This is a genomic window from Rothia sp. HMSC068E02 (genome assembly GCF_001813565.1).
Classification (GTDB): Bacteria; Actinomycetota; Actinomycetes; order Actinomycetales; family Micrococcaceae; genus Rothia.
In genome coordinates this window covers 565,302-579,927 of record NZ_KV812882.1, presented here as the reverse complement: position 1 = coordinate 579,927, position 14,626 = coordinate 565,302, and the positions used below count along the sequence as shown (strand labels likewise).

The following is a 14,626-nucleotide window of genomic DNA, read 5'->3' as shown; positions in this document are numbered from 1 at the left end:
GGCAGAGCGTTCTGCCCTGTGGGGCGCTTATCCCCTGCCGAGGAACGCCTCACGGTCAGCGTCCAGAGCGCGGTCAATCGTACGCGCCAACGACGGATGCTTAGCCAGCGTCGGGTCCTTCTCCACCACCGAGCGGGCATCCTCGCGGGCACGCTCAATAATGTCAGCATCGGCGAGCGCCCGCAAGAACCGCAGGGTGCTCTTCGAGCCCGATTGTGCAGCACCCAGAATATCACCCTCACGGCGCTGCGCCAGGTCGATGCGGGAAAGCTCAAAGCCGTCCGTGGTGGAGGCAACCGCATCCAGGCGCTCGCGGGACACGCCGCCCTCCTCCTGGCGGGTGACGAGCAGGCAGGTGCCCGCGTAGCCGCCGCGGCCCACACGACCGCGCAGCTGGTGCAGGCCCGAGATGCCGAAACGGTCGGCATCCATGATGATCATGAGCGTGGCGTTCGGGACGTTCACGCCCACCTCAATGACGGTGGTGCTGATGAGCAGGTCAATCTCTCCGCGCTCGAAAGCGGTCATGACGGCGGTCTTCTCCGCCGGGTCCATGCGGCCGTGCAGGGTGCCGATACGCACGCCGACGAGGGCGTCCTCAGCGCTCAGGTACGAGTACATTGAGGCGACCGAGGTCAATTGAACCTTGCCGTCGCTACTGGCGCTACCGCCCTGCCCGAAATAGCCCTGGGCAGAGTTGCCCGCGCCCGCACCCGCACCGTTCAGGCTGGATGCGCCAAAGAACGCGGCGCCTTCCTCCATGCCGTCGCCATCCTCCCCGATTTTGGGTACGACAACATACACCTGGTGGCCCGCATCGATTTCTTCGCGGGCGCGCCTCCACAGCCGGGACGCCCAGGCGGGCTTCTCGGCAAGGGGTACCACGTGCGTTGAGATTTTCTGGCGACCGGCGGGCAGGGTGTCGAGCACGGACACGTCCAGGTCACCGAACACGGTCATGGCGACGGTACGCGGAATGGGCGTTGCGGTCATGACCAGGCGGTGCGGCAGAACGCCGTCGGTGCCGCGCAGGCCGTCGCGCTGTTCCACGCCGAAGCGGTGCTGCTCGTCCACGACGACCAGACCCAAATCGTGGAAGCTCACCTCATCGGAGAGCAGGGCGTGGGTGCCAATCACAATCTGGGCGGTGCCGTCGGCGAGCTCCTGCAGAACCTTGCGCTTGGCGCGGGTACCCATGGAGGCGGTCAGCAGGCGCACGCGCACACGGCGGGGTTCATCCCCGCTCCTCGAGGGAGTTTCCTCGGCAGAACCGGCGGCTGAATCGTCAGAGTCTTCGGGCGCCGCCATATCCCCCAGGATGTCCAGCACCGAACGCAAATGCTGCTCGGCAAGCACCTCGGTCGGGGCGAGCATCGCGGACTGGCCGCCCGCATCGGCCACCTGCAGCATGGCGCGCAGAGCCACCACGGTCTTACCGGAACCCACATCACCCTGTAGCAGGCGGTTCATGGGCGATTCGCTCGACAGATCGGCGGCAATCTCAGCGCCCACCTTCTGCTGCCCCTCGGTTAGCTCGTAGGGCAGAACCTGAAGCAGCTGATCGGCGAGTCCACCCTCCACGGCGGGGCGCGGCTGAGTCAGGTGCGCGGCACGCGCCGAATGCAGGCGGGCGAGCGCGCTCTGCAACACGAATGCCTCGCGGTAACGCATCTGCGCCTGCGCGGCACGCCAGGTGTCCTCCGAATCGGGGGTGTGCAGGGCGCGGTACGTCCACTCCAGGGAGGGCACCTTGCGGGCGCGACGAATCGTGTAGGGTACCGGGTCTTCGAGTTCTTTGAGCGGCACCTTTTCGAGCAGCTGCACCATGTAGCCGCTGATGCGGTCGGTGGGCAGCTTCACGGGGGCGCGGTAGACGGGCACGGGGGCGGTGGCGGCGTCGGTGACGTCCGCGCCGGAGGCATCCTTCGAGAGCAGGGCGTAGTGCGGGTTGGTGAGGGTGTATTCGCCGCGGTAGATGTCGACCCTGCCCGAGAACATCATGGTTTCGCCCTCGTGGATTTCTCGGGCGGCGGTCCAGGCGTTGAAGAAGGAAAGCTTCATCTGCGAGCCAATAAGCGCACCGGGGTTCGTCATGCTGGGCGCGGGCACGCCAAAGAGGCCTCCCTGCGCGAAACTATCCTGCGCAAAACTGTCCTGCGCGAACGAATCTTGGCCGTAGCTATCTGCGTAGCCGCTGTAGGAGGCGGGTTGCGCTCCCCTGCCCTGTGCCGGGTTCTGAGCGCGGGGAATCTGGGCAGCTGGGTTCTGCCTGGAGTTAGCGAGCGCGTTAATGCGCGGGTTGTGCATCCCGGTTGCCTGCCAGTTCTGCGCGGGCGCACCGGATACTCTGGATACGCTGGATGCACCGGATACGCCGGATACGCCGGGGCGGTTAGCGCGCCCGGGCACCACGGATACAGGACCGCCAGCCCCAAAACCAGTGGCACCAAAACCGGCAGCCCCAAAACCTGCGGGTGCGTCCTGCCCGGTGGCGTCGGAGAGCCGGTCGGTGATGGTCACTTCCGTGATTTTGCCGCGGCGCGCCGCCATGGTTCGAGTGCTCACGTGCACCACGCGGGCGATGATGGTGACGTCCTGGCCTTCAACGAGTTCGGCGAAGGAGCTGAGCTCGCCGCGCGGCAGGTATTTGCGCGGGAAGTATTCGAGCATCTCCCCGACGGTGTGCAGGTCCAGGTGCGTGGAGATTGCCTTGGCGCTGGGCGCGGGCAGGTACTTTTTGAGCGGCGCATTTTCGATGCGATCTTCGGAGGCGTAGCGTGCCAGAGCACGGCTCTTAGCCTCCGCGACGGCTGATGCGGGCTTCTCAGCCGCAACTGTCTTAGTAGTAGCTTGCTTAGTAGCTGTCTTCTTCGCGGAAGCTTTCTGGGCGGACGCTTTCTTCGGCGCGGGGGTTTTCTGTGCAGGCGTTGCCTTCTTGGAGGCGGTTTTCGGCGTAGCGGTTTTAGGCTTTGTCGGGGTTTTCGATGCCGGGGTTCTCGATGTCGAGGCTTTGGAAGCAGGAGCTTTCTCTGCGGGCACAGTCTTCTTCGCTACAGCCTTTTTGGGTGCAGACTTTTTGGTCGCGGACTTTTCAGCTTCTATCTCGGGCGCACTCTTCTTCGGCGCAGGCTCCTGCTCGACCTCTTCGCTTGCCTTCGTTACCTTTTGCGGGCGCGCCGGAATATCCCGCGCGGCAGTTTCACTCTCCTGCGGGCTCGGTTCGTTCTGAACTAGTTCTTTCTGGGCAGGTGCCTTCTGAACCGTCTTCTTCTGAGCGGGTGCCTTGCGGGTTGCCTTCTTCCGTGCGGGCTCCTCCGCCTGAGTTGCCTGCCGCGCCGCCAACGCAATATCGACCAGCTCGTAGAGAGCGTCGTCGGTCATGGTGTGCGCGGCGGGGCCCAGCGAATGTTTGAGCGTCTTGAGCGCCTTACGGTAGGGTGCGCTGGCGCGCTGTGCCGCGCGTTCGCTCAGTTCGGCGCGGCTCACCTCGCCGCGGGCGTAGGCGGCAAGATCACGCACGGTCAGCTCGGCGGTGGTGCGGAGCTGCTCATCGCTCAGTAGAAGCGTAGCTTTTTTCCCCCGCTGAGCGCGGGTAGGCTCGACAGCCGTTGACTCTGCGGGTTCACCCTGCGCTGCCTCGGCCTTCGCAGGTTTAGTCTTAGCGGGCGCAGGCTCGGGAAGCCCCAAATCCAGGGCTTCCTGCTGTGGGTTCACGGAACGTCGGGCGGGGCTCATACGCCGCCCTCCGCACCGCACGCGTGGTCGGCGTGACGACCATCCGTCAGGGAGGAAATACGCTCATCCGCCCACTGCCCGTAGCCCATAATCAGCTCGCGGGCGGGGTCGATGTCGGGCACATGCACGTGCAGCGCCCAGAGTCCAGCCGCCATGTCCAGGGGCGTAATGAGCAGACTGTCACCCATGGCTTCAAGTTCGGGGCGCAACTGCGCCAGGGCGAGGGGCTCGCAGGTCAGCGTACCCATGAGCTCCCAGCCGCTCTGCTCCGCGTGTTCTGCGTGCCCACCTTCTGCGTGCTCGGCAGGTTCAGCGCCCGCCTGTTCAGAACCCACTCGTGCCGCAGAACCGGCTACAGAAGTCACACCGGCAGAGGGAGCACGCAGCATGGACTCCACCTGCGCCTCGTTCAGGATCGCGCCCTCCCAACGCGGGTTGGAGTGCACCACGGCAAGGTAGAAGCCGAGCGCGCCAGCATCCACGAAACCTGCAAGCTCGGGTGAGGGCGGGAACTGCGCGGTACGTTCCAGGGCGGCACGCATCAGCGCACGTCGACGCTCTTTGAGCACCTCGTCAGCGGCATCCGTATCATAGTGCGCGTCCAGGCGGGCGAGCTCCACCATGACCGACAGCATCGTGGAGGGCACCATCTGCTCCCCCACGCTGGCGCGAATACGCTCAGCCGCGAACGCCATCGCGCGCGCCTCCGCGTGGGCGTACTCCAGCTTCACTTCGCGGTGCTTCGGCAGGGAACCGCCAGCCAGCACACGCTCGTAGTCTGCTTCCAGGGCGCGCACGAGCGGCAGCTCATCGGCTGCGTCGCCAAGCTCCCGAGCGAGGTTTCCGGGCAGGAACCAGTAGCTACGCACCGCCTCCAGCGCCCAGGCGCAGAGCAGGGTACCCGAGTTGCCGCGTGCCACACGGGATGCGCGCATAATCGCGTGCTCGTAGATTCCACCCAACTGAATCCACAGGTGGGCGAGGGTTTCCTCGTCAGAGGTGCCCTCCCCGCCAAGAATTTCGCCCGCGGGAAGAACCTCACTAGAAAGAATTTCACCGGGCAGAACCTGCTCCATGCCCCGCTCAAACTCCTCGGTCAGGGTCAGCAGGGTGTGGGCAATATTGGAGCCTGTATCCTTATCGGGCACGGGGAACCCGTTGAGCTCATTGAGCGCCTCGCGGTAGCGTTCGATGGTGGTGCGGGCGGCGGTGGACCACGCTACGCCGAAGCGGTAGGCGCGCACGCAGGCGCGGCGGTAAATCTCGCGCTCTTCGGTGCGCTGGTTCTGTTCTGCGTTCACGCTACCCTCCTCGTCGGTTTCGTCAGTTTCGCGTGGTTCTCGGCTGAATTCTCAGCTAGTTCTCGATGTTCTGCACTGCCCGCAGCACGGGCTGAATCTAACCTGTTTCGTACTTCTATTCTAGGTAATTTCGGTTAAATGTACGGTATTGCCGGTCATCTATCCCGCGGGATGAAAGCACGGAGGATGAAAGCCCGGACTAAACTTACAAACCGCACGCACCTCGCGGCACTCGATGGAACTCCTATGCGGAAGCCCCGTAGTGTTCCCAGCCCATGCCGTCCAGGGATCGGCCGTCCATGACGACCGCCGCGCCGGTCACCGCATTGTGGCGGCGCTCGGCACCGTAGAGTTCGGCGCTCAGACCGCGCTCCGGGGCGTCCGCCACGCAGGTGCCCAGGGGCACGAACTCTTCGGGTACTTCACCGGGGAAGGTCGCCAGCAGGCCGTGGTCTTCTCCACCGACCAGCACAAAGGTGCGCGCCAGGGATGCGGGGCTCTCCCCCGCCTCGTTGCGCTCACCAATCGCCAGTAGTAGGCGTGCCAGCGGTAGTAGCGGCTCGGCGAACGCATCCACGGCAGCGCGGTCGAGGCGCATCTGCACCCCGGAGGCGGCAGCAACTCGCCCGGCGTCCTTGACGAGTCCGTCAGAAAGATCCAGCATGGAGCTTGCCTGATGCTGGCGCGCCACATCACCGGCGGGGATGGGGCTGACCGGGTGGTGCTGTGATTCGACGGCGCGCTCGCAGACCGCAATCATGTGCGCGGCATCTTCGGGGGTGAGGGTGCGGACAAGCTCGATGAGCCCCTCGGGAAGAGCGCCAGCAGGAAGAGCACCAGTACCTTCAGCTTGCTTCTCAACATGCTTCTTTTCCCACGCCTGTCCCACCGCATCCAGCGCCGCTTCGACTTCCTGGCCTGCGGCGATGGCACGCAGCAGTGCCGTGGCGGGCAGGGAGAGCGGGTTGAGCAGCAGGCGCAGACCGGCATCGGACCAGGCGGTACGCCCCGCCAGGGCGATAGTGTCACCGGGGCGCGCGCCGGAGCGTAGCACGGCGCGGTCCGTGTAGCCGAGGGCGGTAACGGTCACCGACATTTCGGTGGAGTCGCCAATATCGCCGCCGCCAATCACGCATTCGGTGGCTCCGCAGGCGTTGATTCCGTCCACAATGCCGTGGGCGAAGCCGTCAATCCAGCCGTAAGGAGTGCTACCGGGCAGGCTCAAGGAGATGAAGAGGCTCGCCGGGCGCGCACCCATAGCGGCAACGTCGGCGAGGTTCTGGGTCGCGGCTTTGCGCCCCACATCGTAGCCGCTACTGCGGGCGGGTTCCAGATTGAACTCACCGTCTTCGCCCGCCCGTGCGATACCGCCGGGCCAGAGGTTCATAAAGTCTTGGTCCTCAACGAGAGTGTCGGTGGTGACCACGGTACGCTGACCGGGCGCGGGCGCGGCGAGGACGGCACAGTCGTCACCGGGACCCACCTCGAGGGGTTCGCTGCGCCCCGCCTGGCGTGCCGCTGCGGCAACCTGCTCGTTGTGGGCGTTGATAATCGGCATGAAAGCGCGCAGAACGCGGGACTCCCCCAGCTTTGAGAGAGGTGTCTCTCGCATGGGGTTGTCCCGCGTTTCGCTAAAAGTCTGAGGATTCACATCCTCTATTATCGCGTATTCTTACGCGTTATGTTCGCCTTATGCTCCGCGGCTGAAGTAGCGGATTGCCAGAGCAATCAGCACCAGACCGATGAGTGAGAAGAGGATCAGCGGTGCAATGCCGGAAAGTCCGGAATCGTCCGCGTCCGCATTCTTCACGGCCTGCTCCTGGGCGGCGTTCGCGCCGTCAGCCTTTGCCACGCTCTTTGCGGAGCGGCTGGCGCTAGCCGAGGTGGAGGAGCTAGGCGACTTCGAAGCCGATACCGAGCTTGAGGAGCTCGAGGGGCTTACCTCGTGGGAGTGGTCCTCGTCGGTCTTATTGCGCGAGAGGTATCCAGCAACCCAGTCTGCCGCACCCGGGATGGAGTCATTCGAGCCGTTATTGGCTGCAATTCGTCCAAGGGTGGTACCGCCGGAACGCAACGGATCGTCATCGTCGCCATCAAGCCTGTCGCTCGGTGCCTTGCTCGGTGAAGAGCTCGAAGATCCCGAAGAGGAACTTGAGGATTCAGAGGAGTTGCCCGGTCGCGGAAGCTCAATGGAGATGATGACATCTTCCCCAGAGACTTCCTGACGATTGCCGGGGACGGTCACCGGGTTGTTCGCCGGAGGAATCGGAGCAACAGGTTCGGTCTCGATCGGGGTAACCGATTTGGAGTCCGAGCTGTCCTTGTTATCCTCTACCGGAGCTACGGGAGCTACCGGAATCACGGGGATGACCGCGTCCTTGGTCGGCTCGTTAGTCGGCTCCTGCTTAGCTTCCTTGGAGGGCTCCTGAGTCGGATCCTGAACCGGGGCCGGGACGACCGGAACCTGAGAGGGCTCCTGGGTCGGCTCGGGAGTTACGTCCTTAGTCGGCTCGGGAACCGGGACGGGATCCTGGGTCGGCTCCGGGTTCGGTTCCGGAGTGGGGTCCTCAGTCGGCTCCGGGGTCGGTTCGGGAGTTACGTCCTTGGTCGGTTCAGGAGCGGGCTCCGGATTCGGTTCCGGTGTGGGGTCCTGAGTAGGCTCCGGGGTCGGCTCGGGAGTTACATCCTTCGTCGGCTCGGGAGTAGGTTCAGGGGTGGGCTCTACCGTAGGCTCAGGGGTCGGATCCTTAGTAGGCTCAGGAGTTGCATCCTTGGTGGGTTCTGCGGTGGGCTCCACAGTAGGCGCAACGGTCGGTTCCGGAGTGGGAGCGACAGTAGGTTCTGCCGTCGGCTGGACCGTAGGCTCCGCAGTCGGAGCTACAGTCGGCTCAGCCGTCGGAGTTGCGGTAGGAGCAACACTCGGTTCGGCACTTGCGCTAGGAGCTACGGTCGGCGTAGCGGTAGGTTCAGCGGTCGCATCCTTAGAGGGCTCTACGCTAGGACTCGCTGTAGCACTCGGGTTTGCAGTCGCACTAGCTGAAGCGGTGGGCTCGGCAGTGGGCTGCGCGGTAGCGTTCGGGGTAGGAGTCGCATCCGGGCTGGGCGTAGCACTTGCGGAAGGCTCAGCACTAGCGGTGGGCTGAGCGCTCGAAGAAGCGCTAGGCTGAGCGGTGGGCTCTGCCTGCGCGTTGTCAGTCTTATTGTCCCCCTGTTTATCTCCCTGAGCGGTGGGCCATGCGCTCACGGTTGCGAGCGTGGGTACTGCCGTCTGGGAGGAGGATGCCGCGGTCGCGGCGGGGTCTTGGGTTTGTTCTGCGGTGCCGACAGGGTTCGGCGGAAGCTGTGACGCTGCCTCCTGCACATCTTGAGCAAATGAGGCTACGTATGGGCTTCCGGAAGCAACCAGTGCTGTCGCCAGACTCGCAGAGACCACCTTACGGTTTCGTTTTCCCAAAGGTTGTCCTTGACTTTCTGATACGTTGTGAGTGAATAGATACCCAATCGCTAGGGCAGATTGGATATACCTTCATCTATTCTACCGAATCGGCTTTTTCTTCATTACTCATTTTAGCGCTTTCATACCAATCTTTGAGCTTCAAGATGTGCAACGACCATCAACAGTATCTTTTCATTACCCAGAAGCATCATTTCATGCACTTGTGAGCAGAATTACGTTTTGCCTTATCAATACCACTTTAAAACTTGCACTCCACCGCCCAAGCGACCCCGAGGCGAATATAAGTGATTTTTCTCATGAGTGAAAAACGAGCGATTCTCATAAGCTTTTGGGGCTCAATACGTACCAATTACCCTTCCCACAAAGGCATTAACTTGCCCACCGCGCAAAAAGCGCCCCGGCGCGAATCCCTCAAGAATCCGCACCGAGGCGCCTTACAACAGGGGCTACTCCCCCGCCGTTACGTATTCAATAACTGAGCGCAGTCAAAACGACAGCATGCCCAAGAACTAGCGCAGACCCAGGGGGCGTTCCATCGCCAGGGTCAGCAGCTCGCTAATCAGATCAGTGTAAGAGATACCGGTGTTCTCCCACATGGTCTTGTACATCGAAATCGGGGTGAAGCCGGGCATGGTGTTCACCTCGTTGATGACCAGGCGGCCATCCTCGGTGTAGAAGAAGTCCGCACGAGACAGACCCTCGCCATCCAGCGCCAGGAATGCCTTCACAGCCAGCTCACGCAGGCGATCCTGCACGTCCTGCGGCAGGTTCGCCGGGCACACGGTCACAGCGGAAGACTCAGAAACGTACTTTGCCTCAAAGTCGTAGAAGCCGTGGTCCTGATCCACAACCTCAATCTCGCCAGGGTAGGATGCGCGCGGCATCTCGCCGTGGTGGCCATCGAGCACAGCGCACTCGATTTCGCGGCCCACAATACCCGCCTCAATGATGATCTTCGGGTCGTGGCGGCGTGCCTCTTCAATCGCGGGCACGAGCTCCTCCACCGAATCCACCTTGGTAATACCGAAGGAAGAACCTGCGCGGGTCGGCTTCACGAACATGGGGAAGCCCAGCTTCAGCACGCGCTCCAGGATCTGCTCGCGGTCCTCGTGCTCCCACTGGCGGTTGGTGACAACCTCGTAGGGGCCGACCTCCAGGCCAGCGGACTCGAAAGCAACCTTCATGAAGTGCTTATCCATGCCCACAGCGGATGCGGTCACACCGCAACCCACATAGTGCAGGTCAGCCATTTCCAGCAGACCCTGCACGGTGCCGTCCTCGCCGAAGGGGCCGTGCAGCAGCGGGAACACAACGTCCACCGGTGCGGTGCGAGTAACGTTACCCTCAGCGTCCACCAGGGTCAGGCGGGAATCGCCGGCACCCATCGGCAGGAACACCTGCTGGGTACCCTCGGGGAACTCTGCGGTACCGCGAGTGCCAGCGGTCAGCTCGGCAAGCTGCTGCTCATCGGTCAGGTACCAGCGGCCGTCACGGGTAATACCGATAGTGATGACGTCATAGGCGGTGCGGTCAATAGCGCCCAGAACGCCGGCAGCGGTAATGAGCGAAATCGGGTGCTCGGAGGAGCGGCCACCGCACAGCAGGGCGACGGTCTTCTTCTCGGTCATATATTTCTCCCTGTTCGTTTCGGGGCGTACCCGCCCCACTTACAGCCCATTGTATCGTCTCTTACGGGCCTTTCTGACACTAGTACCCAAGCTGCGGTAACCGCAGATACCGGGGTCATGGCGCACGGTGAATACGCAGCACAGGCCCATCAAATAAGGCGGTAATCAGCTGATGCATGTGCGCATCGTCGGTGGTGAGAGTGGCGGTGCGGGGGCGCCTGGGGTGAGTTTTTACCGGTTCCATCACACCTGTACCCGCCAGATGATGAGCGGTAATAGTTAGCACCGCCACACGTTCACGCCGCGTTGGAAACTCAGTGTGCAGTATCTGCCGCAGATATTCAGACACGTTCATGGTGTCCTCGGCAGAACCTGCGGCTGCGAGCACTATAGCGGTTTGAGGCAGCAGGTATGCCCATCGGCGGAATGCCATGACCCCCGTCATCTCCTCGGGGCACGAATCAGCCTGTTCGCCCCAGGGAACCACCACAATATCGGCGCTCTCAAGAGCCTCGTATATATCGGTGGTGTAAGTCACCGGAAGCTGGTGCGCGGTTTCTCCCATATCGGCGGGTTCCCACAGGTATACCGGGCGATCGCACTCGGTTTTTTGAGCTACCGACCCTGTAGCTGCAGCACACAGCGCCCCATACCCTGCGGAGCCCAACACAGCGGTGGTTACCGAGCTCAGGTTCATTGCGTGCTCTTAATGCCCTTCATGTTTAAGGGAACGCCCCAGCAGCTGAGGCGCCAACTCCTCAATGCCAATACGGCCCGAAAGCACAGCCACCACAGCCTCAACAATGGGCATCTCCACGCCGTGGCGACGAGCCAGCTCAGCCACCACCGGTGCCGACTTAATCGACTCAGCCGTCTGGCTCATGTGCTCGTGCAGGCGGTCAGGGGTAACACCCTGAGCCAGCAGGCGGCCCGCCGTGTGGTTACGAGACAGCGGCGAAGAGCAGGTCGCAATCAAGTCGCCCATACCGGCAAGACCGCTCATCGTCGCAGCCTCGCCGCCCAACGCCACCGCCAGGCGGGTAATCTCCGCCAGACCGCGCGTCATAATGGACGCCTTCGAGTTATCGCCATAATTGCGGCCTTCGCAAATACCCACGCAAAGGGCAATCACGTTCTTCACCAGGCCACCAATTTCAGTACCAACCACATCCGTGTTGGTGTAAGGGCGGAAGTAACCGCACGCAATCGCGTGAGCAACAGCCTCAGCCACCGGCAGGGTACGAGCCGCAACCACGGAGGCGGTAGGCTCCTCCCCCATGATTTCCTTCGCCAGGTTCGGGCCCGACAACACGCACACGCGGTGCGGAATATGGCCGATCGCGCGCAGATCAGCACCGCGCAGAGCCATGGATTCTTCCAGCTCCTCGGTAATGACCTGCGACATGCGCAGACCCGTACCGGTCTCCAGGCCCTTCGCCAAAGACACCAGCATGGCGTTCGGCTCAATATAGCGGGCGAAGCTCTGCAACTGCGAACGCAGAACCTGCGCGGGCAAGGCAAGAACCACAATATCGGCGCCGGTCAGCGCCGCGGGGGCATCCGCCGTGAAGTGCATGTTATCCGGCAGCTTCATTCCCGGAAAATAGCGGGCGTTCTCGCGGGTTCGCTCGCACTCAGCCATCGCCTGCTCATCACGACCGATGAGGGTCACGCGGGTGTCATCGCCGCGCTCGCGGGCAGCGTCCGCCGCGATCTTAGCGAAAGCGGTGCCCCAGCTACCGGCGCCGAGCACCGCAATAGACTGTACGGTTGCCGGAGGGGTAAATTCAGGGCTTGATGCGGGGGTGCGTCCAAAGAAGGTCACGAAAACACCTGCTTCTCTTCCTTGCGAGGTCCTTGGGTGAGCCACCGAAGGCGCCCGGTCGGGCACCTATCGGTGGCTCTCATATGATTCCCAGCGGGAATACTACTTTTCGTCCGGTTCGCCGAGTGCGCCACCGACCGGACCGGAGGGGGTGCCGGGGGCTTCACGACGCTTAGTGCGCGGATTCCAACGCCCCTCAGGAGCCTTCTCGCCGCGGATTTGCTCCAGCTCGGCGGTAATAGCATCCAGCATGGCGTCGGTGACCACGCCCAGTTCGGTGCGGGTGTGCTTAGCATCGGGGCTGGCATCCTCAACGAGGGAGGCAATATCCAGTGCCTTGCCAACCTTCACGCGGACGGTCTTGCGCGGGAACAGCGAAATCTTACGCTTCTCCTTGATGCGGCCGTCCTCGCCAGGCTCATCCACGTAACCGAGAATCTGCTCATCCCCCCAGTGCGCCACCGGGAAGACGGGCGCGCCGGTCGCAAGAGCCAGACGAGCCGCACCGGTACGCGCCTGCATGGGCCACAGTTGCGGATCGTGGGTGGTGGTGCCCTCCGGGAAAATTATGACGGCACCGCCAGCCTCAACAATCTTGCGGGCAGTAATCAGGGACTTACGCGCATCCACCGAACCGCGAACCACGGGAATATGCGCGAGCTTGCGCATAATGTAGCCGAGCACGGGTGCACGGAAGAGCGAATCCTTCGCCAAGAAGCGCGGCAGGGCGCCCTCAACGAAAGCAGGGAAAGCCACGGTCACCGGGTCAAGCTCGGTGGTGTGGTTTGCCACGATAATGTACCCGCCGCTGGAGGGCAGGTTCTCACGGCCGGCAATCTCAACGCGTGCGATGAGCATGTACAGCCCGCGCGCAGCGTTACCGAGCACCTTGTACAGAGCATCGCCGGAGGCGGTGGGCTCAATCTCAGGCAGAGCCTGCTTTCCCTGCTGTCCGCTCACTAGTCCTGAACCTCAACTTCCTCGGGCTCAACAACGACGATTGCCGCATCGGGCTTGGGAGCCTTCGACGCCTTGCGTGCCAGCACCTCAAAGTTGGCACCCAGGCTCTTGAGCTTCTCCTCAAAGTTCTCGTAGCCGCGAGCAATCAGCTCAACACCACTCACGTGAGAGGTGCCCTTAGCGGCCAGAGCAGCAATGATGTGGGAGAAGCCGCCGCGCAGGTCCGGAACCTCAATGTCGGCACCGGTCAGCGGGGTGGGACCAGAAATAATAGCGGAGTGGCCGTAGCCCTTACCCTCGAAACGGCAGGGTGCGCCGCCCACGCAATCACGCATGACGACAATATCTGCGCCCATCTGCTTCAGGGCGTTGGTGAAGCCGAAACGCTCCTCGTACACGGTCTCGTGCACGATGGATGCGCCCTTAGCCTGGGTCAGCGCCACGACAAGGGGCTGCTGCCAGTCGGTCATGAAGCCGGGGTGCACGTTGGTCTCAAAGACGATGGGCTTCAGCTGAGCACCGGGGGTGCGCTGAGCCGGGTGGGTGAAGCGGATACCTTCGGCGGTCACCTCGTACAGGCCACCCATCTTGCGGAACTGGTTCAGGAACGCGGTCATATCCTTCTGATCTGCGCCGCGCACGAAAATGTCGCCGCCGGTAGCCAGAGCTGCAGAAGCCCAGGAAGCGGACTCGTTACGGTCGGGCAGGGACGTGTGATCGTAGCCGGTCAGCTCGTCCACGCCCTCAATGACGATGGTGCGGTCCTCGTTAATGAAGATGATGGCGCCCATCTTCTGCAGAACAGCAATCAGGTCAATAATTTCGGGCTCAATCGCTGCATTGCGCAGGATGGTCTTACCCTTAGCGCGCACACCGGTAAGCAGAACCTGCTCGGTAGCACCCACGGAGGGGTAGTTCAGCACAATCTCTGCGCCCTTCAGACCCTCTTCGGGAACAATCAAGGTGGTGCCGGTTTCGTCGTCCTTCTCAACGACTGCGCCGAACTTGCGCAGCGCAGACATGTGGTAGTCGATGGGGCGGTCACCGATCTTGCAGCCGCCCAGGTTGGGGATGCGTGCGGTACCGAGGGTGTGTAGCAGCGGGCCCACCATCAGAATCGGGATGCGGGAGTTACCACCGAAGAGCTGAATCTCCTCTGCGTTCTTTGCGGCGGTGGTTGCATCCTGTGCGGGGTTGAGGGTCAGAACACCAGCTTCGCGGTCGTAGTCGACCTTTGCACCGTGCAGCTCCACGAGGGTGGTAACGATTTCGACATCGCTCAGGTCAGGGACGTTACGCAGGGTCGAGGGGGTCGAACCGTGCAGTGCTGCGACCATCGCCTTGGGCACCAGGTTCTTGGCGCCTCGAACGTGAACCTCACCAACGAGCGGAGTGCCACCTTCAATGCGAAGCTTGCTGATGTTCTCAGTCATTAAAAATCCTTTGTGGAGTCGGCTGGTTTAGGCCGAACTTTAACAGTGTGCCGATGCGCCGCGTTCTGTCGTGCCGCGCCCCTGCCGGTAGCAGGGCGAAACGGGCGCATATATTCATCATTATTCTAAGCCCTGCGTAAAGGTGCTCCAAACACTGAAGAGCCTTTGGAACTTGTGACTGAGATTTTGCTCTGTTGTGTATGTGAAAAACCGCTCTGACCCCCTCAGATTCAGAGCCAGAAAAAACAAAAAGATACACAAATATTCACACTAATGCAAACATTTTC

The 14,626-nt window shown here is 62.4% G+C and carries 9 protein-coding genes; all 9 read right to left on the bottom strand.

The features are described 5' to 3' along the window. Positions 1–27: 27 nt before the first annotated feature. Complete coding sequence (locus tag HMPREF2919_RS09020; RefSeq protein WP_083311120.1) at positions 28–3,735, bottom strand: ATP-dependent DNA helicase RecG; 3,708 nt, start codon at positions 3,733–3,735, stop codon at positions 28–30. Further along, on the bottom strand, positions 3,732–5,036 hold the full coding sequence (locus HMPREF2919_RS04020; protein ID WP_070666351.1) for a DAK2 domain-containing protein: 1,305 nt from the start codon (positions 5,034–5,036) through the stop codon (positions 3,732–3,734). Before HMPREF2919_RS04020 ends, HMPREF2919_RS09020 begins: the two co-directional genes overlap by 4 nt. 244 nt (positions 5,037–5,280) lie before the next feature. Then, positions 5,281–6,648 (bottom strand): thiamine-phosphate kinase, encoded by a 1,368-nt coding sequence (locus HMPREF2919_RS04015; RefSeq protein ID WP_070666348.1) that lies wholly within the window; start codon positions 6,646–6,648, stop codon positions 5,281–5,283. A gap of 78 nt (positions 6,649–6,726) precedes the next feature. Beyond that, a complete protein-coding gene (locus tag HMPREF2919_RS04010) occupies positions 6,727–8,397 on the bottom strand; it encodes a hypothetical protein (RefSeq protein ID WP_246824046.1) in 1,671 nt (556 codons plus the stop codon). A gap of 605 nt (positions 8,398–9,002) precedes the next feature. After that, positions 9,003–10,121, bottom strand: coding sequence for a D-alanine--D-alanine ligase family protein (locus tag HMPREF2919_RS04005; RefSeq protein WP_005505639.1), 1,119 nt, complete (start codon positions 10,119–10,121; stop codon positions 9,003–9,005). Between the two features lie 115 nt (positions 10,122–10,236). Continuing rightward, on the bottom strand, positions 10,237–10,686 hold the full coding sequence (locus HMPREF2919_RS04000; RefSeq protein ID WP_141752172.1) for a hypothetical protein: 450 nt from the start codon (positions 10,684–10,686) through the stop codon (positions 10,237–10,239). Positions 10,687–10,827: 141 nt separating this feature from the next. Then, positions 10,828–11,946 carry an NAD(P)H-dependent glycerol-3-phosphate dehydrogenase gene (locus HMPREF2919_RS03995; RefSeq protein ID WP_070666342.1) on the bottom strand — a complete coding sequence of 373 codons (1,119 nt, stop codon included), beginning with the start codon at positions 11,944–11,946 and terminating at the stop codon, positions 10,828–10,830. Positions 11,947–12,048: 102 nt separating this feature from the next. Next, a complete protein-coding gene (locus HMPREF2919_RS03990; protein ID WP_070599808.1) occupies positions 12,049–12,906 on the bottom strand; it encodes a lysophospholipid acyltransferase family protein in 858 nt (285 codons plus the stop codon). Continuing rightward, on the bottom strand, positions 12,906–14,339 hold the full coding sequence (gene murA, locus HMPREF2919_RS03985; RefSeq protein WP_070666339.1) for a UDP-N-acetylglucosamine 1-carboxyvinyltransferase: 1,434 nt from the start codon (positions 14,337–14,339) through the stop codon (positions 12,906–12,908). Before murA ends, HMPREF2919_RS03990 begins: the two co-directional genes overlap by 1 nt. Positions 14,340–14,626 lie beyond the last annotated feature (287 nt).